Here is a 24,027-nt window from a genome sequence, read left to right as displayed (position 1 = left end):
CGCTTCGACGAGACATTGGCCCGTATTCGCGCCGCCGGTCTGGTCGTGGAGGGAGAGCCGCGACGGGAGAGCTATGGCGCGGTAGTCGTCTTTCGCGATCCGTTCGGCAACCGGTGGGACCTGCTGGGAGCGTCCTGAATCACCGCGGTCATGCCGGAAGCGAACACCACAGGGAGAGCATGACCCTCGAACGGGCCCGGTCCCTTACGGCGCCAGCACCCCGTAGCTGCGATACCAACTGCGGACACGATCGTACATCTGCCGGCTGAAGGGCACGTCGTTGTGCGTCCCGCCGGGATACACGTGCAGTTCATGCCGACGACCGCGCGATGCCAGCCGCGATGCGAGGCGCGGATCCATGGCCCGTGGCACGACATTGTCGTTGTCGCCATGGTGGATCTGGTACGGAGCGGTGATGCCCACCACCTGGCGGTCCGCCGGCGCCGCTGCCTCGGCCTCAGGCGATCTTGCCCAGCAGCGCGAGCGCTCCCTGCAGCAACGCCTCCGTCCGTTCGGACGTCGCGACGGTCTCCTGCAGCTGCACCGAGAAGTGTCCCTCGAGGTGTGCGAGTGCCACCAGCGCCGACGTGTCCCTCGCGTCCGAGAGCACGACCACTAGTCGCGCAGCAAGCTGCTCCCGCTCCCGCTCGGACAGGAACGGCCGGACGAAGAGGTCGAACGTCCTGTCCGGAACGCGCAGCGGAGACGCGGTTCGCTGGAAGCCGGAAACTGTCGTCTTCACGCCGGGTCCTGTCGCGAGGCGCAGCATGAATTCGGGCGACTCCGAGGCTCGCGATGGTCGCCATCGGACGGACAAGGACGGCTTCGCCACGAGGGCGCCCGTGTCGCGCTGCTTCCAGTAGCCGACGAGGACGGTCCCCGTGTCGTCGACGTACTCGAGCATGGTGCGTCCGGGCGCGACTCGACGAAACGTCCCGCCCCGCGTCCGATTGAGTGGCGCCAGGAGGTCGTCGGCGGAGCGATCCGGCGAGTTGGCGAGGAACGCCGCCACGATCGAGCCCAACAGCAGCAGGACCACGGCCGCCAACACCCCGAACACGATTGCGGTGAGACTGTTCATGCGCGATAGTCGCCGTTTGGCGTGGAGATACCCCAAAGCGAAAGCACCGGGTCTTCGCCGTTACCGGCGCGTGAGGCGCCGCACCCGGATGTCGGCCTGCTCGCGGTGCCCCGAAAAGCGTTCGATCGCGCACAGGCGCGAGCAATACTCCCCGATCGCGACCGACGCCTCGTCGGTCACGATGCGCTGGTAGGTGTGGGTCTTGATGAACTTCCCCACCCACAGCCCGCCGGTGTACCGGCCGGCCCGGCGCGTCGGCAGTGTATGGTTGGTGCCGATCACCTTGTCGCCGTACGCGACGTTGGTCCGGTGCCCCAGAAACAGCGCCCCGTAATTGGTCAGGCGGGCCAGGAACCAGTCGGGGTCCGCGGTCATCACCTGCACGTGTTCGGAGCAGATCCGCTCGCTCTCCGCGAGCATCTCCTCGTTGGTATCGCACAGGATGATCTCGCCGTGGTCCTGCCACGCCGCGCGCGCGATCGGGGCGGTGTCCAGCCGCGCCAGCACGGCGTCGATCGCCTCTGGCAAGCCATCGGCGATGCGTCGTGACGTGGTGACGCAAACGGCGGGCGACGTGGGGCCGTGTTCCGCCTGCCCGAGCAGGTCGACCGCGACCAGTTCCGGATCGCAGCTGTCGTCGCAGATGACGAGCGTCTCTGTCGGGCCGGCGAGCAGATCAATTCCGACGCGCCCGAACAGCTGCCGCTTGGCCTCGGCGACATAGGCGTTGCCGGGGCCGACCAGCATGTCGACCGGCGCCATCTGCGCCGTGCCAAGCGCCATCGCGGCGACGGCCTGGACCCCGCCCAGTACATAGATCTCGTCGGCGCCGGCCAGCGCCATCGCGGCGATGGTCGCGGCCTCCGGTTTTCCCTCGTAGGGCGGCGTCGCCGCGATTACGCGCGTGACGCCGGCCACCCGGGCCGTAAGCACGCTCATGTGTGCCGAGGCGACCATCGGATATTTCCCGCCCGGCACATAGCAGCCGACCGAGTGCACCGGGATGTTGCGATGGCCGAGGATGACGCCCGGAAGTGTCTCCACCTCGATGTCGCGCAGCGCCCCCAGCTGCGCCTCCGCGAAACGGCGAATCTGCGCTTGGGCGAACCGGATGTCGTCGAGGGTGCGGGTCGGCAGTGACGTAATGCAGGCGTCGATCTCCGTCTGGCTCAGCCGGAAGGACGGCGGCGCCCACTGATCGAGCTGTTCGGAATACGCCCGGACCGCAGCGTCGCCGTGGCGCTCGATCTCCAACAGCATGTCCTCGACCGTGGTCCGGATGGCCGCGTCGTCCGCCCGCTGCGCCGCCGGCGGGCGACCGGACTTCACCTGTCTGATCATCGACCCCTCCCGAGCTGTGCTCGATCTGTGACGCGCGGTTCGCTGTCCCTCCTGCCCCCAGAACGATGGGGCCCGCGCGCCACTCGCGCACGATCCCAATCGCTGGCCCCCCACGGTGGCCGGTCATGGAGACCCATCATGTGGACCCCCCGACGTGGTGCTGGCGACGCCGGCCATCGCGCCGTATGCTCGACGGAGCGTCACGCATCCCGAAGGAACTCGCCGTCCGTTGAAATCCGGTCCCGCGCCTCGCCCCCTCCCGCCCCGCGATGCCCCACCGCCCACTCGCCCCCCTGACCCGGCTGCTGCAGGCCACCGGCGTGGCCGCCGTCACCCTGATGACCCTCCCGATGCTGCCGCACGCCGCGTACGCCCAGGGCGCCCGCCCCGCGCGCAGTGCGGCCACCCAGCGGCTCATCGCGCGCGCCGACTCGCTGCAACTGCCGGGCGCGTGGACCCCGCCTCCTGGCGACGGGTTGGCGCACCACATTGCCGGCTTTGCCACCACCATGTGCGCCGCGGTCTTCCTGACCGGCCTCGACCCCGCCGACGCCGCCGCCAACGTGGGGTTCTTCTCCGGGCCGGTGGAGTACCGCCGTCAGGTCATCGACACCGTGGTCGACCGTGCCCGCCGCGAGATCCGCCTCACGCTGCCCGGCGGCGTGGAGCGCGCCGCCAAGGTGTACGGCAGCCAGGGTTGCGTCACGCGTTCCATCGGCGAAGACTCGGTGCGCTTCACCCCGCAGGTGGTCACCCCCAACCTTCCCCCTGCCGCCAGCACGCCGTGGCCCATGGGCGACGTGCTCCCCACCACGCCCTGGCCCGCCGGCGTGGACTCGGCGCTGGTGGCGCGTGCCGTGAACGAGATCTTCGGCCCCGCCGAGGCGATGACGCTGGGTGTGGTGATCACGCACAAGGGGCGCATCATCGGCGAGCGGTATGCACCGGGGATCGGCATTCACACACCGCTGGAGAGCTGGTCCATGGGGAAGAGCCTCACCGGCACGCTGGTGGGGCGCCTCATCCAGATGGGGGTGTACCGGCTGGACCAGCCCGCCCCCATCCCCGAGTGGCAGCAGCCCGGCGATCCGCGGCAGGCCATCCGTATTCAGGACATCCTGCGCATGTCCAGCGGGCTGCGCATCCGCGCGCCGCAGGACCCCGACTACGAGGCCTCGCTCGGGTACCCCGACCACCTGTACTACTACACCGGCCCCAACGCCTACCAGTGGGCTGCCACGCGGCCGCCGCAGTGGGCCCCCAACACCGTGGGGCGCTACCGCAACACCGATCCCATTTTGGCCAGCTACCTGGTCAAGCTGGGGGCCGCAAAGCTGGGGCAAGACTATTTCAGCTTCCCGCAGCGCACGCTGTTCGACAAGCTGGGAATGCGCGACGTCGTCATCTGGGCCGACCCCGCGGGGAATCTGCTGGGGAACGGCGGCGAGGTGATTGCCGCGCGCGATTGGGCCCGGCTGGGGATGCTGCACCTGCAGGATGGCGTGTGGAACGGCGAGCGGCTGCTGCCGGAGGGGTTCGTGCGCGAGCACGTGCGTACACTGGCGCCAGCGTGGGTGGCCGACGGGCGCCCACAATACGGCGGCGCGTTCTTCTGGATCAACGGCGACGGCCGCGAGCCCATGCCCCGCGAGGCGTTTGCCATGCTGGGCGCCGGCGGGCAGAGCGCCTGGATGATCCCGTCGCACGACCTGGTGATCGTGCGCATCGGCAAGTACCGCGGGTCGTCGGCGGGCGAGGCGGCGCGGCGGAAGGGTACGGTAACGCTCCTGCAGGCGCTGCGTGGCGCCGGGGGGCGTTGAACGGAGTCGGTGGCCAATGACACTGGCGGTCCACGCAAGCCACGGTCGCCGGCGTTGTCAGCACGCCGGGTGGTGACACCACCGGGAGCCGCAGCCGCTCGACCGGGCCGCCGCTCGCCGTTGTTCTCCATGGTGACCGCCTGCAAGTTTGGCCGCACATGCCTGCCTCGCGTCCCTCTGCGGTCGGGTCCCGACCCGCACTTCCCGTTGCCCCGACCCCGGCGTTCTGGTACGGACAGACCGCCCTCTTCGGTCTCCTCGCGCTGCCCGGCGTGTTGTTCGACACCCGGTCCAGCGGCGACGTCGTGTATCACGTGCTGTCCGGCGTGGTCGGCGCCGTGGGAACGACCTGGCTCAGGCGCGATCTGGCGCTGGCGGGGCTGCCGATCCTGCAGGTGGCAACCGTCCGTCGATGGGCGCTGCGGGCCGTGCCGCGGACGGCGGTGTGTTGCCTCGTCACCATTGGCGTGCTGGAGCTCGGCCTGCGGGGCGCCGAGTTCCCACCATCCGTGCGCGCGCTGCTGCTCGACTGGTTCCTCCCCTCGCTGGTCCAGTGGTGCCTCGGACTGGTGACGTGGCTCGCGGTGTACATCAGCGCCGTCTCGCTGATGTACGCGGGCCAGGCCGCGGCAGAGCAGCGTGAACTCCAACGACTGGCGCAGGACGCGGAGGCGCGGGTGGCTCGCGCCGTGATGAATCCGCATTTCCTGTTCAACGCGCTCAACTCGGTCCAGGCGCTCATTGCCAGCGACCCTGAGCGCGCGCGCGCGATGATCGGGCGATATGCCGAGATTCTGCACTACGCGACCGTCACCGGCCGTCGTCACGCGGTGCCGCTGCAGGACGAGGTGGCGATCGCACGGAGCTACCTGGAAATCGAGCAGGAGCGATTCCACGACCGCATGCAGATCCGTGTCGAACTGGACCCCGCGGTGGCGCAGGCCATGGTTCCCCCGCTGATGCTGCAGACGCTCTGCGAAAATGCCGTACACCATGGGATCGGCACGTCGCCATTGGGGGGAACCATTGTCGTGCAGGCCCAACGGGCGGGCCATTTCGTGGAGCTCACCATCCGGAACCCCGTGGGCGACGAGCACACCGCAGCGCCGCGCAGGGAATCGTCCGGGCTTCGCAACTCGATCGAGCGGTTGCGGCTCCTGTATGGCGAGGAAGCCACCCTCGAACCGCGTCGCACCGCACCGACGGAATTCGCCACGCACATCCGCTTCCCGCTGAGCGCTGACGAATTGTCCGGGTGACGCTGGCAGATTGCCCGCGGGCCGGCGGCGGCCGGCGGGCAGCGGCCGGCTCAGGGCAGCTTGCGACTGGCCGTGATGGTGGGGACGAAGATCAGGGCATCGAACGTGGGACGCATGGTCAGCGGCAGATACACGTTCGGGCTGCTGTCTCCGCCGGCGCCCAGCCAGCGCGTGCCCTTGGCTTGCGTGAACCACGTGGCCAGTGCACCGGTCACCGTGCGCAGGTCGAACCAGGCTGGTGTGGTGAGGGCTGCAGCCAACGCGCCATCGACGGTGGACGACGGGGCGGGTGGCGCCGTCTGTGGATCGTTGGGGACGTTGGCATTGTACTGCCCCCCCCCGAACGAGAAACCGACCGACACCAGCGCGTTGCCCAGCGTACGGCGAAGGAACCACCCGGTCGATCGGACCCCATCCGTGTCGACGACCCCGGTGTGTCCGTTGTGCCCCCACAGGACCGCGCGCCGGGTGGTGCCGGATCGTTGGGCCCACCACAGCAGATTGTCCGCCATGACGCTGTCGCGCAGGGTGAAGGCCCCATCCTCGTCGCCGGCGCCCGACTTCACAGCCTGGTCGCCAAACAGCCGCAGGACCTCCGCGCTGCGTACGGCCCACGCGGCGTCGCTCGGGCCCAGTGACGCGGCCAGCTGCGGCGCAGCGGCCGCAACCGCCGTCGAGGCCTGGCGCAGCACGGTGGTGAATCGTGTGACCTGCGCCGACGTGAAGCGGCCGGCGCGCGTCGCCGTATCGGCAATCGCGCCCGCCGTCGCGTAGTTCTGCTTCACCTGGTTGGCCAGGAGCGGATCCGTCCGGCGCAGGAGGGTATCCAGCTGCGCCATCGTCCCATCGCCCGTGGTGAACCCGTAGTCCTGCGGGTCCACCCCCACGAACTGCACCCGCTCGCTGGCGGAGCGGGTGGCGTTCGCCGCGCGGAGCATGCGCAGCAGGTCCCGCACCTCCTCGGTCCGCCACACGTTGTACTGCAAGGCCGTCATCGCGGCCGTTTCCGGCACGGGATCGCCCTGCACATATGCGTTCACCGAGCGCGTGGCGGCCCACGGGGCCTCGAACGCGACGATCCGCGTCCCGTTCTGGATCAGCAGTTGAATGGCCTGATTCTTGTAAACGAAGAACTCACGGGTGCCGTGGGTCGCTTCCCCGAGTGTCACTACTGTGGCACTACTCGTGCTTTGCAGCACACGCTGTCGAACCGCCGATGCCAGCAGGCCGCTGTCACCGAGCGACGTGGCCTGCGCGCGGATCTCGGCGACCACTTCCGGTGTGGCGGCGGGCTCCGTGTTCGACTGACATGCCACCACGAGCATGATGGTGGCCAGCGTCGGCAGGCGCAGCGCGCGCGCCGCGTATACGTTCTTCATGGATCTGTGCGCGAGGGGAGTGACGATCGTGGACAGCCGACAGGGTCGTGCCCCCTCGGGCGATCGGCAACTTGCGGCCGTTCGAATGGTGCCTCGCTGCCTCCGAACGGTTCGTGAGACCGTCGAGCGGTCATGCGAAACCGCGGACCACGCGGCATCGTACCGGCCCAGTGAGCAACCCGCCAGGACCCAATAGCCGAGAACGAAGATCGTGATTCGCCCGTTGTTCCGTGTTCTTCTGGTGGACGACGAACCGCTCGCGCGCCAGGAGCTGAGGCGCCTGTTGTCGGACTTTGCCGACCGATTGGAGGTGGTGGGCGAGGTCTCCACCATCGCGTCGGCCAAAGCGGCAATTCTCGAACTGGAACCTGATCTGGTGTTGCTCGACATCACGTTGCCGGATGGCAACGGGGTGCAGTGGTTGAGCACGCTGGACACGGCCCCGCATGTGGTGTTCGTGACGGCGCATCAATCGTATGTGTTCCGGGCGCTCGAGTTGAACGCGTTGGACTATCTGCTCAAGCCGGTCACGGCGACGCGGTTGGCCACCACGATGGCCCGGGTGCTGCCTTCCCTCGAGGCCACCGCCCAGGCGCGGGGAGCAACCGAGGCGACGCCGGCCATGGAGGCCGCGTCGCACGACGAGGGCGGTGAAACCGCGTCGCGGCACCCCCTGGCACTGCACGATCGGGTCTTCCTGAGCGACGGTGAGGCCGGATGGTTCGTGACACTCGGCGAGATGCGGCTCCTCGAGGTACACGGGGAGTCCACGCGCGTGCATTTCGGACGCGGGAGCGCCGTGAGCCCCCGTTCGCTGCGACTGGTCGAGGCGCGCTTGCCAGCGCGGGCGTTCCTCCGCGCGAATCGGACACAGATCGTCGGTGTGCACTGGATTCGCGAGGTGCGTTCGTGGTTCGCCGGTCGCCTGCTGTTGCGTCTGGACGGTGGGCACGAGGTGGTGGTATCCAGGCGCCAGAGTCGCGCGATGGCCGAGCAGTTGCGCTTGTGACGAAGCACACGAGCGGCGCACACGCCTCCGGCGCGGCTGCACCGGGCCCCGGAGGTCGCTACCTTTCGCGGTTCCACCACCCGCCGGGAGGCAGCATGTCCATGGCATTCCTGCGCGACGACGCCGAAGGCGAAAAGCCGCGCCGCAACTACGGGCTCCCCGACAAGGCCGATCCCGACTACGACCGCGTGGCTGCCCGTGCCCTGCTCGAAGCCGCCCGCGTGGGGGAAACGGAATTGGCCGAGCGCGCCACCGGGTACTACTGGGGCGAGCCCGGCCTCAAGCCGTACGTCGAGGTCATCCTGCACGAGGCCGAACTGGCCGGCGATGACCGATTGGAGCAGGTGGCGCGGCGGTTCTTGCGGTAGGGCGGGCGCCGCGCCAGCCGCAGGAGTTTCGGGTTTCGGGTTTCGAGTCGCGCTTAGGCGTGAATGTACTTCTCGAACACCGAGCTGAAATCCTTGCGCAGGTGACGCTGCAGCACGGACTCGTTGAGCTCATCCAGCAGTGAGCGGTAGTGCGCCGATACGGCGGCGGGGTCCGACGCCGAGTTGAGCTTGAGCATGCTGCCCAGCACCGACGCCGCCGACATGGCGTTCGACCGCCCCTGCTCGTCGTGCCGCTGCAGCTTGCCGATGGTGTGCAGCGCCTTGTAGATGTCCTTCAGCTGCTCGATGTGGTCCTTGCGGACGTCGATGCTGAACACGTGGTCGCCGATCGTGAACTTGAGCTCGATGTCGAGGTCGATCGTGCCGGCGGTCTCGATGGTGACATTCGCAATGGGGTACTGCGCGTAGTCGTACCGCTTGATCACCCGCTTGCTGGAAATCGCCGACTCGCCGTCCACGTGGATGAGCGCGAAGTTCGTGAAGCAGTACTCGTCCTTCTTGCTCTTGATGAGGAAGAAGATGCGCTCCTGGTCCTCGTGGAACAGGTAATCGTCGGCATCGACCTTGTCGTAGTCCTTCGCTGACACGATGATGCCGATATCGCTCAGCCCCAGCGCTTCGGCGGCGAATTTCTTGAACATGCAGTCTCCCCAGGGTGAAATTGGACGGACCCGCGAACGTCGTACGTTACGTACGGCTCACCCGGTTCGGCAGCGGACCGGGGGCCCCGCTTGTCACATGCGCGTCCCATCCATAGCGTTCCCCCGGCCCCATCTCCCTCCTGCGGGGCACCGCTCACCCTCCGGCAACTTCCCGTGACCCGATACGCTGCCATCACCGGCTGGGGCGAAGGCCTGCCCCCCGCGGTGCTCACCAACGACGACCTCTCGACCTTTCTCGAGACCTCCGACGAGTGGATCACGCAGCGCACCGGCATGAAGGAGCGGCGCATTTCCCATGTGTCCGCCATCGAGATGGCCACCCTCGCCAGCCGGCGGGCGCTGGCCTGCGCGGGGCTCGACGCCGGGGCGCTCGAGCTCATCGTGTACGGCAGCTGCTCCCCCGATGAGCAGGTCCCCAATTGCGCCTCCGGCGTCCAGGTGGCCCTGGGCGCCGCCCGCGCCGCCGCCATGGACGTGAACACCGCCTGCACGAGCTTCCTGTACGGGCTCTCCAGTGCCACGGCCATGATCCAGAGCGGCATGGTGCAGAACGCCCTCGTCATTGGCGTGGAGTTCATCAGCCCCTTCATGGACTGGAGCAACCGCAACGTGGCCGTGCTCTTCGGCGACGGCGCGGCAGCGGTGGTGCTGCAGGCCAGCGACACGCCGGGGGGCGTGATCGGCACCGTCCTGGGGTGCGACGCCGAGGCGCGGCAGACGCTGCGCGTGCGTGGCATGGGGTGCTCGTACGTGAACGGCGATCTGCACTACGGCGATACGCTCTGGGACTTCGACGGACAGGCCATTTTCAAGCGGGCGGTGCATGGCATGAGCGACGCCTGCGGGCGCGTCATGCAGGCCGCCGGGGTCACCGCCGACGACATCGACCTGGTGGTGCCGCATCAGGCCAACCTGCGCATCATCGAGGCGGTGGCCAAGTACGCCGGCGTGCCCATGGAGCGGGTCATGCTCACCGTGCAGCGCTACGGCAACATGAGCGCCGCCACGGTACCAGTGAGCCTCGTGGACGCCCTCAAGGAGGGGCGGGTGAAGCCGGGCAGTCTCATTCTCATGCCGGGCTTCGGCGGCGGCCTGACCTTCGGCGCGCTGCTGGTGCGCTGGGGCAACCGCGTGACCCCGCTGGGAGAGAGCGATGCGCAGCACCCGCCCGCGGCCCACACAGCGCTCGAGATGGTCAACGCCATCCGCGCCCGGCAGGACCCCAACGGCCGCTCCCACGACGCCCTGACCAACACCCGCTTCATCGAAACGCAGCTGGGGAGCAGCACCTCCGCCTGACCCCTGCCGGCGGGCCCGGAACGGTGCGCGTCCCGGCGCCGTTAGGTTGGCGCCATGCGTTACGCCGTCAATCCCGATGATCGGGTCGTTCTCCGCCGCATCCCCGTCGCCACCCTCGTGGCGGCGGTGGGGAGCACGGCGTGCAATGTAGGGGTGTACTATGCCGCCGTGCGCTACGGCCGCATGACCATCGGCCTTGCCGAAACCATCATCGCCAGCGTCATCGGCGCGCTCCTGGCCGGCATCGTGTACTGGCTCCTGGGCCGCTTCACCCAGCACGCCGTGCGCTGGTTCGCGGTCATCACCGCCATTGCCATCGGCCTCTACGGACTCGGCCCCGTCATTGCCGCCTACGAGCCCTACATGGAAGGGGCCGAGCTGTTCACGCTCACGACCATCGTGGCCACGGAGATCATGCACATCGTGAGCGGTGCCTGGGTGCTGTGGGCGCTGCTGCGACTGGCGCGAGAGTCGCGGTGAGTTCGTAGCGATACGGCTGGCTTCGGTGCCGGCATGAGTTTGGTTGAACGGCTTGTCGGAGGTCGCGGAGCCACGGGGGCGCGGAGAAATGCATGACGGTGTTCCCCGTGCCTCCGTTCCTCCGAGCACTCCGACGAGCGGTTCCCTTGATGCGCTCTACTCGTGTCTCACGGCCACGGCAGCACGATCACCGGGAAGCGCGGACGACGGGTGGGCTGGTCGTCGCCATCGAAGAAGCGGTCGAGATCGACGCGTGCGGCATCCACGTGCGCGCGCTGCATGTCGTCGGTCGTGATGACGCGCGCGAGCCGCGTCTCCAGCTTGCGCAATTCATGCATCGCCGCCGCCCGCACGTCGGGGAGCGCGCGCCCGTCGCCGGCCAGATCGAGCAGGATGTCCAGCGCCGCGCGCTGTGACGCCCGCAGCATGGCGCGTTCGGCCGACGACGCCGGCAGCGGGGCGCCCCACGTGCGCCGCACCACGGCGTCGGTGACCTCAGGCAGGGTGAGCGCCTTGGCATCACTCGCCGCCGTGTGCACCAGCCGCGCCGCGCGCTCGCGATCGAGGATGTAGCCGATCACCTCGGTGGCCAGCCCGCCGCCCAGGGTGATGGCGTCGAGCATCGTCTGACCACTCCCCTCGATCCACGTCTGATCGGTGTTGAAGCCCGGCGGCGGTGGCGGAATGAGCCGCTGCACCTTCTCCGGCACCGTCAGCTCCTTCGGCGCGATCGCGTCCAGCAGCAGCCCCAGCGCCTTGCGCTGCTCGGCCGCCGGCACGATGCTGGTGGGCGTCTGCCCATCGCCGCGCAGCGCGAAGGTGAAGTCCATGCCGCCGATGTACTTCGACAGCGCCTCGAGCGAGTAGCGGTGGTGCAGGTACACGTGCGCGAACCGCATGTTGAGCAGCGCCATGGGCTCGCCAGGCTTGATCGCGCGCTCGTCGAAGTTGTCCATGAGCACGCGACGCACGCTGGCCGAGCGCTGCACCGCCTCGAACGGCGTGGCGCCTTCCTCCCAGCGCGTGACCAGCGGGATCGAACCGTTGGCGTTCGCGTACGTGTCGTTGATGTAGCGCACGTTCTTGGCAATGCCATCGGCCATGATGGCCGCCAACCCGCTCTGCTCGGCGCTGGCCGAGGGGAACCAGCGGTACCCCAGGCGAATGGCCAGCGTGTCCCAGGCGCCGGGACCCGTACGGTACGCGTTGCGCAGGTCGGGACGGCCGGACGCGTCGATGGTGATGAGCGGGAACGGATAGTCCATCACGCTCGAGCGGTTCTGCGCCGAGGCGATGTAGTTGTGCTGCAGCCCCAGCGTGTGGCCAATCTCGTGCGCGGCGTGCTGACGACGACGGGCCATGGCGAAGGCTTCCGCGTCCACGTTGGGGCCGGTGCTCCCCGACGCCGGCACCGTGCCCGCCCAGATGTTGTAGTCGATGAGCGAACGCCAGGCGTCCATGCGCACCACCGCGCGCACGATCTCGCCGGTGCGCGGATCGCTGTAGCTGGGCCCCACGCTGGGGCCGGGCCCCGATCGGTGCACCCACATGAGCATGTTGTAGCGCGCGTCCATGGGGTCGGCGCCGGCCGGCAGGTCGAGCACGCGGAAGGCGTTCTTGAAGCCCGCCGCCTCGTACACCTTGGCCCACCAGTTGCCCCCCTCGCGGAAGGCTTCGCGGTACGGCGCGGGGATACCGGGATCGAGGTAGTACGTGATGGGGGTGACCGGCTCCACCAGTTCGCCGCGGGCATAGGCCGCCGGGTCCTTGGGCACGAGACGCCACCGGTTGATGAAGCCGCCGCGGTAGTCGCCATCGAACCCCTTGGAGAGGTCGAAGAACGAGGTGCCGCCGTAGCCGAAACGCGGGTCGTACTGCCGCGGGCGGTAGCCGGCGGTATCGGGGAGTACGATGAGCGAGTGATGCTGCTCGAAGGTCATCGCGCGCGCATCGGGGGCCAAGCCGCCACGTCCGCGTGCCGCCTGATCGGTAACGAAGGTGAGCACCGCGTGCACTTCGGCGTTGCGTGGGAAGGCGCGCGTACGCTCCGGATCGATGTAGCTGCGGGCCACATCCAGCCGATAGCTCCCCACGCCGGGCGCCGAAGCCGCCGTGCCCCCGGCGCTGCCACCGGCGCGCAGCCCGTCGGCCACCCCGTAGGCATCGGCCAGAAACACCGACGTCGCGTCCACCAGCAGCATCCCGGCGGTGTCGCGCTCGATGGGCATGGACGCCACGATCGAACGGGGGAACGCTTCGGTGGCGGCTCGCTGGTTGGCGGCGTCGCCGTTGGGGGCGCGCACCGTCCAGTTGTCGCGCACCATGAGCACACGATTGCCGCGGCGCTCGAGGCGCACGATGCCGCTGGGCCCTGTCTGGCCGCGATCGAGCGCGCCGTTGCCGAGGCCGGTGGCGAGCGTGACCGTGTGCAGGACGTCCTTGTTGAGCTGGCCTGCGGGGATCTCCAGCAGGGCGCGATTGCGGGCGTCGTCCACACGGACGCGCAGGAACGGGGCGTCACCCTGTGCCTGCAAGGCATACGGCGACAGGGCCTGCAGGGCTGCGGCAACGGTCGCGACGCGACGGAACGGCCGGAGGAATGGGGCGTTGGGCATGCGGGCGGGGGAAGGCGGGGTCGGGTGAGGTGAACCGGACGTCACGGAGCCATTCGTCGGATCGTCCGCCGTGGGCAGCAGCGAAGCTAGCCCTTCGCGGGAGGTGTCGCGACCAGGCGTTCGGGCGCCGGGCGAGGGCGGGAACGCCAACCGCCGGCCACGAGGGGGCGGCGGTCAGCGGGCATCACCGGGTTGGTCGTGGCCCGTGGCCAACCGTGCCGTGAGTCCCGACGCGCGCACCACGCTCCGCTGCACAGCCAGCCGCACGAGATCGGCCGAGCCCACGATGCTGACCGACTCCTTGGCGCGCGTGATGCCGGTGTACAGCAGCTCGCGAGTGACGAGCCGGTTGTCCGTCACCGGCAGTACCAGCCGCACGTGATCGAACTCGGACCCCTGCGACTTGTGCACCGTCATGGCCCAGGCGGTTTCGTGTGCGGGCAACCGTGAGGGGGGCAGTGACCGCACGGTGCCATCGGGCTGCGGGAAGTGCACCATGGGCACGCCGTTCACCGACAGCGTGACCCCCACGTCACCGTTGAAGAGCCGCAGGCCGGCATCGTTGGCGGTGATGAGTACGGGGCGGTGATCGTACCAGCCGCCGGTGACGAGCCCACGCGCCTCGAGCCACTGCTCCACCAGCGAGTTGAGACCAGACACCCCGGTGTCCCCTTCGCGCAGCGCGCAGAGCAGCCGGAAGCGGGCCAGCGCCGCCAGCGCCCGCGCAGGGTCGTGCGCGGCGAGATAGGCCTCCACGTGCGGCAGCAGCGGGTGCAGCAACAGCTGCGCCATGTGTACGGTTGGTGCACTGGCACGCGGTACGGTGCCCCCCTGGGCAGTGCCCGCCGGCGCGGGCCACGGGTCGAGCGCCACGTCGGCGTGCGCCGCGTTGGCGAGCACGGCCAGCACGTCGTCGGCCTGCCCTTCCTGCGTGGCCGAAGCCAACCGGCCAATGCCGGGGCGCGCGCCGAAACGATACGACACCCGCAGCCGGACCACCGCGTCGCGCAGCGCCCCCGCGTGGGCATTGCCCTCGAACCACGCGGCGTCGCCACCGGAGAGCATGGCGTAATCGGCCGCCAGCGACGGCCCGTGCCGGTCGGGATGGGCACCGCCCGCCTCGTGCGCGGCGCGCGCCACGTCGCCCAGCACATAGCCGGTATCCACGCTGGCCAGCTGATCGGGATCGCCCAACACGATGAGCCGCGCCGACGGCCTGAGCGCGGCGAAGAGCGCGTCCATCATGAGCACGTCCACCATGCTCGCCTCGTCCACGATGACCACGTCGTGCGGCATGGGATTGCCCGCGTGGTGCACGAAGCGCTCGTCCCACGGCCGGTAGCCCAGCAGCCGGTGCAGCGTGTTGCCGGTGGTGGGCAGCTGCCCCTCGACCAATGACGACAGCCGCTCTCGCTGCACGGCCGCGCCAATGGCCTCGGTGAGGCGCGCTGCGGCCCGTCCCGTGGGCGCGGCCACGGCCACGTCGAGCGTGGGATCACGATCCAGCAGCAGCGCCAGCAATCGCGCCGCCACCGTGGTCTTGCCCGTACCGGGGCCACCGGTCACGAACACCAGCAACGAGCGCAGCGCCGCCACGGCAGCGACCGCCTGCCAGTCAAGCCCCGCCGACGCCTGCGGGAAGAGCGTACGGAACAGCGGCGCCGACGCCGCGAGATGCGCCGGTGGCGGGGTACTCACCCGCGCCTGAATGGCCGCAGCCAGCCGCCGTTCCGCGTCGAAGTAGCGCCGCAGGTACAGCCGCGGGCCATCGAGTACCAGCGGGGTGACCGCGTACCCATGCGCGGGCTGGTCCGGCGCGGCGCAGACGCCACTGGCCAGCAGGCGCGTCTGCCACTCGGGCAACGGCGGAAACACGAATTCCCCGTCGTCACCGGGCAGCGCGGGGCGCGTGGCATGCACCGAGAGGTCCACACAACTGTTCCCCTCCGCACGCTCGGCGCTGGCCAGCAGGGCGCTGTGGTACACCAGCCCATTCTGGGGTGAGGCCGCCGTGCGCGACACGAACCGCGCGAATGCCGTGTGAATGGGCGCGACGGCAGCGGGTGGCGTTGTGGTCATGAGGCCGCCGAGTTGGTGCTGTCCATCACGGCGCTCAGCGCCTCGATGAGCGCGCGTGACGGCCGGTCGGTGAACCAGCCGCGCCCGTCGGCCGACGCGCCGGTGGCAAAGCCGCGCAGAAAGGCGTAGGCCGCGCCGCCCATGTGGGTGTCGTAGTCGTAGCCGGGCACCCGAACCGCGAGCTGCCGGTGCAACGCCACCAGGTAGAGGTGGTACTGCAGCACGTAGTGATGCGACTCCATGGTGCGCTGCAGCGCCGCGGGTTCGTACGCCGCCAGGTCGGCGCCCAGCTGGTTGGATTTCCAGTCCACCACGTACCACCGCCCCTCATGTTCGAACACGAGATCCACGAAGCCGGTGAGATAGCCGTGCACGCGACCACTGCCCAGACGACGCAGCTGCTGCGCGTAGCGCTCGCCGGCCGCGCCACCATGCTGTTCGAAGCAGCGGGCGATGGCCTGCCGCGTGTACGCGTGCCCGGCGCTGGCGAAGGGGAGCAGGAACTGCCACTCGTGGCGCGCCGCGTGCGGCGACAGCTGCGCCAGCCGCAGCGACCAGGGGGCGAGCGGGGTGTCGAACACCGCGCGCATCATGGTGGCCGTGGCCTGCACCTGCGGGTCGAGCGCGTCGGCGGCGAGCCCCTCGCGCACGAGGTGCTGAGCCACGCGCGTGTGCAGCACCTCGTCGCTGTCGTCGAAGCGGGTGTGCTCGAACAATCCGTGCAGCGCGGTACCGGCGCGCCGTCCGGCGGGGAAGGTGCGGAAGTCGCTGGGAGGGAGCGCTTCCAGGCTGCCCACGGCTTCCCGCACATCGTCCACGTCACGTACCACCTCGGCCGCCACCGCGTGACTGCCGGCGGCGAGGTGCGTGAAGCTGCTCACCGTGTAGGTGTCGAAGCGCTCCCGCAGCGGCACGTTGGCTGGCAATGCCCGCGCGGCGAAGCCGGGGTTTGTGGCCACCAGGCTCTGCACGGTGGGTGTGCCGGCCAGGGCGTCCACGCGCTCGAGCGTCATGATCTGCGGGTGACGGTCCACCAGCGCCGTGAGCGCCTGTTCATAGCGCGTGACATCGTTGCGGAACAGCTGCGCCACCGCCTCCGGCCGCTCGGCGGCCGGGAGCGCATCAACCGCCGGGTCGTCACACAGCAGATAGGCCATGGCGGAATTCCACGCTCCCCGCACCTTGCCGGTGCTGGTGCCAATGGCGCCCCAGCCGGCATAGGTGCGATGCCGCGCGCGCGTGAGCGCGACGTACGCCAACCGGCAATCCTCGGCCAGGCGCTCGGCCTCGGCCTGCCGCACCCGTTCGGGGGCGATGGGTTCCGTGTGGTCGAACACCACGGAGTCGCCCTCGTGCACCAGCAGCGGCCCGCCGTCGTTTACGGGGCGCGCACTGAACAGCGTGGGACAGTACACCAGGTCGAACTGCAGCCCCTTGCTCTTGTGAATGGTGAGCACCTGCACCGCCTCGGCGTCGGTCTCGAGCCGCAGCTCGCTTACCTCGTCGGTCCCGGTGTTCACCAATCGCCGCGAGGCGATCCAGTGCAGCACCCCTTCCATGTTCAGTCCGGCTGACGACTCGGCCGCGTGCACGAGCTCGATGAGATGCCGCAGGTTGGTCAGGCGACGCTCGCCGTCGTGAAATGACAGGAAGCGTTCGTACACGGCACGGGTGGCCACCAGCGCCTGCACGAGCTGCAGGAACCCGTGCGACAGCCACTGCTCCCGCAGTTGGGTGAGCTGCGACTGCAGGGCGTCCCACAGGGGCTCGCTGCCAGGGTGCGAAAGGCGCAGCACCGCGTCGGCATCGCTGCCCCAGAGATGCGTGGCCAGCGCCGCGCGCACGCGCCCCTCGTGACGCGGGTTGGCCACGGCCTCGAGCACCAGCTGCAGCTCCAGCATCTCCTCGGAGTCCATCACGTTGCCCAGCCCCGAGACCACGGCCGGAATGCGGTGACGGCGCAGCAGGTCGGCCACGGCCACCCCCTCGGCGCGGTCTCGCACCAGCACGGCAATGCGGCCCGGACGCCAGCCGGCGTTCAACTGCGTGGCGATATGCCGTACGCAGGCCCCGAAGAGCAGCGTGCGGGCCGTGCCCACGCCCGTGACCTTGCCGGTGCTGTCGTCGGGGGGCACGAACAGCCAATGCAGCGCCTGCGCCCCCTCGAGTATGGCGCGCGGGGCTTCGTTGGAGGCGGCGACGGCGGGTTCGAAGCGAATGGCCTCGTCCACGAAGGCGTGTCCGCGCTGCGAGAACACCGCGTTCACCGCCTGCACCATGGCATCGGTGCTGCGGTAGTTGGTGGCGAGCGTGTACTGCGGATCGGCGGTACGCACCGCCGCCAGGTACGCGTGCACGTCGGCGCCGCGGAAGGCGTAGATGGCCTGCTTGGGATCACCGATGAGGAAGAGCGGACACCCCGCGAACGCGGTGGCGAAGATGTCGAACTGGAAGCGATCGGTATCCTGGAACTCGTCGATGAGGGCGGCCTGGAACTGCGCGCGAATGGCACGCGCGAGCAGCCCCTGCGATCCCTGCGCGGCGAGCACGGTGTGCAGCGCTTCCAGCAGGTCGTCGAAGGCCAGCACGTTGCGGCGGCGCTTCTCGGCCTCGGTGGCCGCGCGCACCGCCAAGAGGCAATCCACGCGCAGCGCCTGCTCCAGCGCCGTAATGGCGAGGCTCACCGTGGTGGCGGCGACGATCACCGGGTGCGCCAGCAATTCGGCCAGCTGCGCCTTCTGCTTGTTCGATTTCTTGGTGGCGGCCTTGTGCACCGCACCCGTGTTGAGGGCATCGGCCAGCGCCCGAGCGGCACCAACGTCCCCCTCAACGGCCTGGGCCGCCTGTCGCAGCAGCGTGGCCAGTCCGGCGGGGCCGCACGGTGCGTCGCCGTTCCACGTCATGTCCGACACCACCGTACAGAAGGCGTCTTCGTCCCACACGGCTGCGAACTGCCGAATGGCCTCGTCCAGCTGCGCACGCCCAACCTCGTACCCCAGGTCGGGATCGAGACGCACCTGCGGGAAGCGGCGCCACAGACGGTAGGCCTGCACGAAGCTGTCGGGTGACCACGACGTCGCGACCGCGAATGACGCGAGCGTTTCGTCCACGTAGAAGCGGCGGCGCCACCAGTCGTGCAGAGCGCTTTGCAGCAGGTCGCTGTCATCGTCCAGCAGGGTGGCACCGAATGCCGAGCCACTCTCGAGGGCGAACTCGTCGAGCACGCGCTTGCAGAAGCTGTGAATGGTGTACACGGCCAGCGTGTCCACCTGGGCGAGCGCCTCGGTGAGCCGCGCCCGTACCCAGTCGGGTTCGCGACCGTCGGCCAACTTGATCAACAGCTGCTCGGTGGCGTGGGAGGCCGACGTGGGGCGACCGTGGAACAGCTCGTGCGCCTCGCGCAGCACCGTGCGGATGCGCGAAATGAGCTCGTCGGTGGCGGCCTTGGTGAAGGTGACCACCAGAATGCTCCCCACGCCGCGCACCAGCGGCTCACCCCGGGCATCACGCTCAAGCAGCAGCCGCACCACACTCATGGCAATGTTGAAAGTCTTGCCGGTACCGGCGCTGGCCTCCACCAGGGCGGTGCCCTGTGGCACATGACTGCGATGCACCTGAAACTGCTCGCGAGCCGGCGGCACGCTTGCGTTGACGACATGTGTGGTGCTCATGCGCCCGTCACCTCGTCGAACCGCTCCCAGAAGGCATTGGCACAGGCCACGAACGCCTCGGCGCATTCCACGACGGGGTCACGGCCGCGCCAGAGCAGTTGCACGTAGGGGTCGCAGCCGTCGCCACCACCGCGCCCGAAGCCGGGCTCGCGCCGGTATTCCTGTTGTGCCGCGACCAAGGCGCCGGTATCGCCGCGGCGCGCCTTGCTGCGGTACACACACGCCGCTTCCAGGAAGTACGGCAGCGGCGCCGTGTGCAGCGCGCGCACGCCCTGTACGAGCATGTCGAGCTGCGCGAGAGCGTCGTTGAGTGGCGGCAGCACGAGTTCCTTGTCGCGCGCAATGACCACCGTTGGCACCGGCGAGGCGGCGGCACAACGCACCAGGTGCAGGACCCAGGCCCGCGCCTTGTCACGGGACGTGAGCTTGCCCGCGCGCACGCGCCACTGCTCGCCCTCGCGCTGCAGGTCGAGGTGACCGCGCACCGTCCAGTCGGCACCGCGAACCTCCACCGGCAGGGGGTCGAGAAACATGGCGCCGCCCACGCGCGCCAGCAGCGGGGAGAGCTCGTCGCGCAGGCGGTAATGCCAGTGCGTGCCCAGCGCGGCGGCCGGCAGGTGTCCGCTCGCGGCGGCCAGCACCCGTTCCCGCACCGGTTCGCTGCGCCCCTGCAGCGTGCGGTCCAGCATGCGCTGCTGTTCGATGGTGCGACGCCGCGCGTCCACCGTCATGGGCTCCACGTCTTCGATGAGCGGGTCGTCGCCGGCCACCGTGACCTGCAGGACGCGCCGGCAGTACACGCGCGCCGGATCGAGCCACGCGTCCACCAGCTCGTTCACCGTGAGCTCCAGCGGCGGGGCATGGACCGCGGTGTGCGCATCACGCACCAGCACCGGGACCGGCGGGAGTGTGGGCAAGAACGGCGGGGCGTCCATGCGATCCCCGGCGGTGAGACTGCGCGCGAGAGCGGTATCGAAGCTGAACAGGCGCGCATCCCGGTCGGCGTGTTGCGCGAAGTACACCGGGCTGAACGGTTGCAGGCGGTGCTCCACGCGCAGTTGCCGTGAGGGGAGCGCACCGCCGGGCGCCAGCCGATCGATGCCATCGAGCAGCTCCGACAGTACCACCGATGGCGCGATCTCGGCGTTGTTCTCCTGCGAGCGCCCCACGTACGACAGGATGAGGCGGTCACCGGCGCTGAGCAGCGTGTCGAGCACGAGTTGCCGATCGTCGGCGCGCGGGTCCCGGTCGCCACGCTGCGGGTCGGCGCCAATGAGGTCGAAGGCAGGACGCCGCTGCCGCCGGGGAAAGGCGCGGTCGTCGAGCCCCAGCATGGCGATGATGCGGTGCGGGATGGCGCGCATGGGCTTCATGGCGCACAGCGTGAGCCCGCCGGTGAGGAAGCCACTGGCCTGCTCGTCGTCGGACAACAGATTCATGACCCACTCCCGCACCACCTCGAACGCCACCGGTTGCGCGGCATCCTGTGCAGTATCCTGCGCGGCCAGGCGCGCGAGATCGCTGCGCAACCGATCGGTGGCCGCCCGATCGTCGGCGTTGGTGGGTGCCACCAGCCAGTCCAGCCCCTGCTGCAGCAGCGGCGGCCAGTCGGCGAGCCGTCGTTCGCCACGCAGCACGTCGACCCATGCGGCCAATTGCTCCACCCAGGTCACGAAGTGGCCGAGCAGCTCCACGTCACCGGCCACGTCGCCCGCCAGCGGCGCCACGTCGCCCACGAGGGCCTCCACCTGGCCGGTAGCGTAGCCAGCCAGCAAACGATCGAGCCCCGTGCGCCAACTGTTCTCGCCGAACGGAGGTACACCGTGCCAGGCGGCACGCGTGGGGCCGTCGTGCCCCCAGCGAATGGCGGCATCTTCCACCCACCGGGTGATCTGGTCCATTTGGGCGGGGGCCACGCCGGCGGCCTCCCGCACCAGCGGCTGCGACAGCAACGCCAGCACCTCGCTCGCGGCCAGTCGCGACGTGACCAGCTGCAGCATGCCGGCCAGCGCCGTGGCCGGTGCGCTCTCGCGGGCCAGCGTGCGATCGGCAATGCGGTACGGAATGGCGGGGCGTTCGTCGGCGTCAGCGCCGCGGCGCTGTCCGAAGATGACCTCGGCCAGGGCCGCATACGGCTCCACATCGGGGGCCATGACGAGCACGTCGTGCGGGCGCAACGTGGGATCGTTGGCGAAAGCGTCGAGCAGCTGGTCGCGCAGCACCTCCAGCTCCCGCAGTGGCGAATGACACACGTGCACCGTGACGGAGCGATCGTGCGAATCAGGCGCGAACGGGGGGGCGATGCCGGAGCGCAATCCGTGCTGCAGCTGCTGCAGCAGCGTGGGCGTTTCCGGGGCATGCCAGGGGCCACGGTCCACGTGCTCCACTCCCACCGGAGCCACCTCGGTCACCAGCGTGCGCACGAAGTCGCGCGACGAGTGGCCGAACGCCTCGAACAACGGGTGACCGACGCGGTGGGGCTCCCAGCCGCGCGCCTGCGGCATGAGCACGTAGAAGCGCACCGGCACGAAGCGCGCCAGCGCGCGCAGCAGACGCACGAACAGCGGCGGCAGCGTGGACACCCCGAACACCGACACCCGCGTAGGCAAGCCCACGGGCCGATCGGCGATGGACTCCAGCCGTTCGATGGTCTGCAGGAACCAGCGGGCGAAGTGCGCGGGGCGCTCGTTTCCCAGCAGCGTGCGCCACAGCGCGGCCTGCCACTGCTCGTGCTCACCAGCGTCGGGGGACGCGCCCTGCGCTTCCCACGTGATCACCCGCTCGGGCCGATAGAGTCGATACTCGTCGAAGCAGGCGGTGATGCGCTGGGCGAGTCCGAAGCGCTTGGCGTCGGTGGCACCCTCGAGGAAGCTGCGCAGCGGGGCGTTCACCGGCTGCGCGAGAAAGGCGCGGTCGGCAAGCCGCGTGAACACCCGCCAGGTGAGTGCCTGCTCCTCGAAGCGCGTGTCGATGCTGACCCCGTCGCCGGTGGCAAAGCGCCGGTCGCGCTGCAGCGTGGAGGCCAGCCGCCGGCAGAAGGCCGCGGGAAAGGGCATGGCCAGCGACGCGGCACAGCCGTACGTGCGGGCGAACTGCTGGCGCAGCCACCGGTCCATGCCGAGTGACTGCACCACGATGCATTCCTCGTCGAGCGGCGCGAGTGGCGCGGCGGCGAGATCCTGCGCCATTCGGGCGAAGAGCACCGCCGGTGCATCCCCCGTGATTACGGACATCAAGGTCATGCCCGGAATCTGGCGAGGGGGGCTGACAGAGACTATGCGGCGGGGATGGATCGCGGGGTGGGGGGGGCCACAAGCAGACGGCAGACGGCAGGAACTACAGACGGCAGTTGGGCAGGGATGCGGAAGAACAACACGGGGGCGACCGCGGTGCGGCGCCCCCGATTCCTTTGCGGTTGGGCCATCGGGGCCGCGCGCAGCGCTGGCACCGTGTTGTTCTACCGCAGCCCTGCCGTCTGCGAACTGTGGTTCCTGCCGTCTGCCGTCTGCGTGTAGCCCAACACACCAGCCTCGCCACCCCACCCCCCACCCCGCCTTACGGCAGCACCCGATCCGCCGCCACCACTGCGTTCAGCAGGACGTTGGCCCCGTTGGTGATGTCGGCGGCCCGCGAGAACTCCTTCGGCGAATGGGAGATGCCGCCCACGCTCGGAATGAAGATCATCCCCATGGGCGCAACGTGCGCCACTTCCTGCGCGTCGTGCCCCGCGCCGCTGGGCATGCGCTGATGCGAAAGTCCCAGCGCCGTCGCGCTCCCCTGCACCACATCCATGATGCGCGGGTCGGACAGCGCCGGCGTGCTGTTCACCATCTGCGTGAACGAGAACTTCGTGCCGGTGGCCGCCCCGATTTCGCGCCCGAGCCGTTCGAAGGTGGCGGTGAAGCGATCGATCTTGGCCTGCTCCAGATCGCGCAGATCCACCGTGAGCACCACCTGCCCGGGGATCACGTTGGTCGTGTTGGGCGTCACGTTGAGGCGCCCCACCGTGGCCACCTGCCGCCCGCCTTCGCTGCGAATGGCCTCGTTCACCGCCACGGTAAACCGGGCCGCCGCCAGCATGGCGTCCTGCCGCTGATCCATGGGCGTGGCGCCGGCGTGGTTGGAGAAGCCGGTAATGGTGATCTCGAACCAGCGGAGCCCCACGATGCCTTCCACCACGCCGATCTGCCGGCTGGCCTTCTCCAGCAGCCCCCCCTGCTCGATGTGCAACTCGATGTAGCCGGCAATGTCGCCCTTCTTGCGCACCGCCTCGCCCACGCGCGTCACGTCGCCGCCAATGATGCCGATCCCCTCACGCACGGTCTTGCCGCTGCGCGCGACCTTGTCGAGATCCGCCGGCGTGAGCAGCCCCACGGCGATCTTGCTGCCGATCGTCCCCCCTTCCTCGTTCTGCCACACCACCACTTCCAGCGGGTGACGCAACCGCACGCGCTGCTCCGCCAGCGAACGCGCCACCTCGATCGCGGCAAACGATCCCACCGGCCCGTCGAAATTGCCCCCGTCGGTGACCGAGTCGATGTGCGACCCGATCAGGATGGGCGCCAGCCGGGCATCGGTGCCGGGCACGCGCGCCAGCATGTTGCCGGCCGTGTCGAGACGCAGCGTCAGCCCGCTCTGCTCGAACAGGCCACGCGTGAAGGCGCGACCGGCCAGATCGGCCTCCGAATAGGCGACCCGGTTGATCCCACCCGCCGTGCGGCCGATGCGATCGAACTCCGTCAGCCAGCCGTTGAGCCGGGTGCCGTTCACCGCCAGCGGCTTCGTCTGTACGGGCCCGGTGTGGGCAGCGCCGCCAAGGCGGCTCAACGCCGGCAGCGCCGCGAGGGCGGCGGCCTGTTGCACGAAGTGGCGACGGTCCATGGGGAAGATTGGAGGCGCGGAGAAGGAGAGACGCGGAGCAGAGGAGGCGCAGGGGATTCCCT

At 69.6% G+C, this 24,027-nt stretch carries 17 protein-coding genes; 7 read left to right on the top strand and 10 right to left on the bottom strand.

The genetic code is table 11. The features are described from left to right. The coding region (locus LW840_RS17645) for a VOC family protein (protein ID WP_345780913.1) at positions 1 to 138 on the top strand (138 nt) is incomplete at its 5' end. A 66-nt stretch (positions 139 to 204) separates the two neighbouring features. Here LW840_RS17645 and LW840_RS17260 read toward each other — a convergent pair. Genes LW840_RS17260 through hisD form a run of 3 tightly spaced genes read right to left on the bottom strand, consistent with a single transcriptional unit; the run spans position 205 to position 2,422 of the window. After that, a complete protein-coding gene (locus tag LW840_RS17260) occupies positions 205 to 423 on the bottom strand; it encodes a dienelactone hydrolase family protein (protein WP_291267681.1) in 219 nt (72 codons plus the stop codon). A 34-nt stretch (positions 424 to 457) separates the two neighbouring features. Then, entirely contained in the window at positions 458 to 1,081 is a 624-nt protein-coding gene (locus LW840_RS17255) for a hypothetical protein (protein ID WP_291260134.1), read from the bottom strand. A 60-nt stretch (positions 1,082 to 1,141) separates the two neighbouring features. Further along, positions 1,142 to 2,422: a histidinol dehydrogenase gene (hisD, locus tag LW840_RS17250; RefSeq protein WP_291273564.1), complete on the bottom strand. Its 1,281-nt coding sequence runs from the start codon at positions 2,420 to 2,422 to the stop codon at positions 1,142 to 1,144. Positions 2,423 to 2,691: 269 nt separating this feature from the next. Between hisD and LW840_RS17245 the strand changes: the two genes are divergently transcribed. Both LW840_RS17245 and LW840_RS17240 read left to right on the top strand, forming a co-directional pair. Then, on the top strand, positions 2,692 to 4,242 hold the full coding sequence (locus tag LW840_RS17245) for a serine hydrolase (protein ID WP_291267683.1): 1,551 nt from the start codon (positions 2,692 to 2,694) through the stop codon (positions 4,240 to 4,242). A gap of 158 nt (positions 4,243 to 4,400) precedes the next feature. Then, positions 4,401 to 5,501 carry a histidine kinase gene (locus LW840_RS17240; protein ID WP_291277464.1) on the top strand — a complete coding sequence of 367 codons (1,101 nt, stop codon included), beginning with the start codon at positions 4,401 to 4,403 and terminating at the stop codon, positions 5,499 to 5,501. 50 nt (positions 5,502 to 5,551) lie between these two features. Here the strand turns inward: LW840_RS17240 and LW840_RS17235 are convergent, their stop codons facing one another. Continuing rightward, positions 5,552 to 6,880: an erythromycin esterase family protein gene (locus LW840_RS17235; RefSeq protein WP_291277463.1), complete on the bottom strand. Its 1,329-nt coding sequence runs from the start codon at positions 6,878 to 6,880 to the stop codon at positions 5,552 to 5,554. 211 nt (positions 6,881 to 7,091) lie between these two features. On the opposite strand from LW840_RS17235, the gene LW840_RS17230 reads away from it, so the two are divergent. Continuing rightward, positions 7,092 to 7,889 (top strand): LytTR family DNA-binding domain-containing protein, encoded by a 798-nt coding sequence (locus LW840_RS17230; RefSeq protein ID WP_291267686.1) that lies wholly within the window; start codon positions 7,092 to 7,094, stop codon positions 7,887 to 7,889. A gap of 101 nt (positions 7,890 to 7,990) precedes the next feature. Next, on the top strand, positions 7,991 to 8,257 hold the full coding sequence (locus tag LW840_RS17225; RefSeq protein ID WP_291277462.1) for a hypothetical protein: 267 nt from the start codon (positions 7,991 to 7,993) through the stop codon (positions 8,255 to 8,257). Positions 8,258 to 8,310: 53 nt separating this feature from the next. Here the strand turns inward: LW840_RS17225 and LW840_RS17220 are convergent, their stop codons facing one another. Next, on the bottom strand, positions 8,311 to 8,919 hold the full coding sequence (locus tag LW840_RS17220; RefSeq protein ID WP_291277461.1) for a PH domain-containing protein: 609 nt from the start codon (positions 8,917 to 8,919) through the stop codon (positions 8,311 to 8,313). A gap of 174 nt (positions 8,920 to 9,093) precedes the next feature. On the opposite strand from LW840_RS17220, the gene LW840_RS17215 reads away from it, so the two are divergent. Together LW840_RS17215 and LW840_RS17210 are read left to right on the top strand one after the other, a co-directional pair. After that, positions 9,094 to 10,239, top strand: a complete 1,146-nt coding sequence (locus tag LW840_RS17215; RefSeq protein WP_291277460.1) for a ketoacyl-ACP synthase III — start codon at positions 9,094 to 9,096, stop codon at positions 10,237 to 10,239. A gap of 54 nt (positions 10,240 to 10,293) precedes the next feature. Next, a complete protein-coding gene (locus LW840_RS17210; protein WP_291267688.1) occupies positions 10,294 to 10,719 on the top strand; it encodes a hypothetical protein in 426 nt (141 codons plus the stop codon). 167 nt (positions 10,720 to 10,886) lie between these two features. On the opposite strand, the gene LW840_RS17205 is transcribed toward LW840_RS17210, so the two are convergent. From LW840_RS17205 to LW840_RS17185, 5 genes are all read right to left on the bottom strand, one after another. After that, entirely contained in the window at positions 10,887 to 13,334 is a 2,448-nt protein-coding gene (locus LW840_RS17205; protein WP_291260144.1) for a zinc-dependent metalloprotease, read from the bottom strand. A gap of 174 nt (positions 13,335 to 13,508) precedes the next feature. Next, a complete protein-coding gene (gene recD, locus LW840_RS17200; protein WP_291277459.1) occupies positions 13,509 to 15,413 on the bottom strand; it encodes an exodeoxyribonuclease V subunit alpha in 1,905 nt (634 codons plus the stop codon). Then, positions 15,410 to 19,084 carry an exodeoxyribonuclease V subunit beta gene (gene recB / locus LW840_RS17195; RefSeq protein WP_291277458.1) on the bottom strand — a complete coding sequence of 1,225 codons (3,675 nt, stop codon included), beginning with the start codon at positions 19,082 to 19,084 and terminating at the stop codon, positions 15,410 to 15,412. The genes recD and recB overlap by 4 nt, the downstream gene beginning before the upstream one ends. Next, the gene (locus LW840_RS17190) at positions 19,081 to 22,326 is read right to left on the bottom strand and encodes an exodeoxyribonuclease V subunit gamma (protein WP_291277457.1); all 3,246 of its coding nucleotides are present in this window, start codon (positions 22,324 to 22,326) and stop codon (positions 19,081 to 19,083) included. Before LW840_RS17190 ends, recB begins: the two co-directional genes overlap by 4 nt. A 313-nt stretch (positions 22,327 to 22,639) precedes the next feature. Continuing rightward, a complete protein-coding gene (locus LW840_RS17185) occupies positions 22,640 to 23,965 on the bottom strand; it encodes a Zn-dependent hydrolase (protein ID WP_291277456.1) in 1,326 nt (441 codons plus the stop codon). Positions 23,966 to 24,027: the final 62 nt, after the last annotated feature.

It is taken from the genome of Gemmatimonas sp., from assembly GCF_021298855.1.
In the GTDB taxonomy this organism is placed as follows: domain Bacteria; phylum Gemmatimonadota; class Gemmatimonadetes; order Gemmatimonadales; family Gemmatimonadaceae; genus Gemmatimonas.
This window is presented reverse-complemented; position numbering and strand designations above follow the sequence as displayed.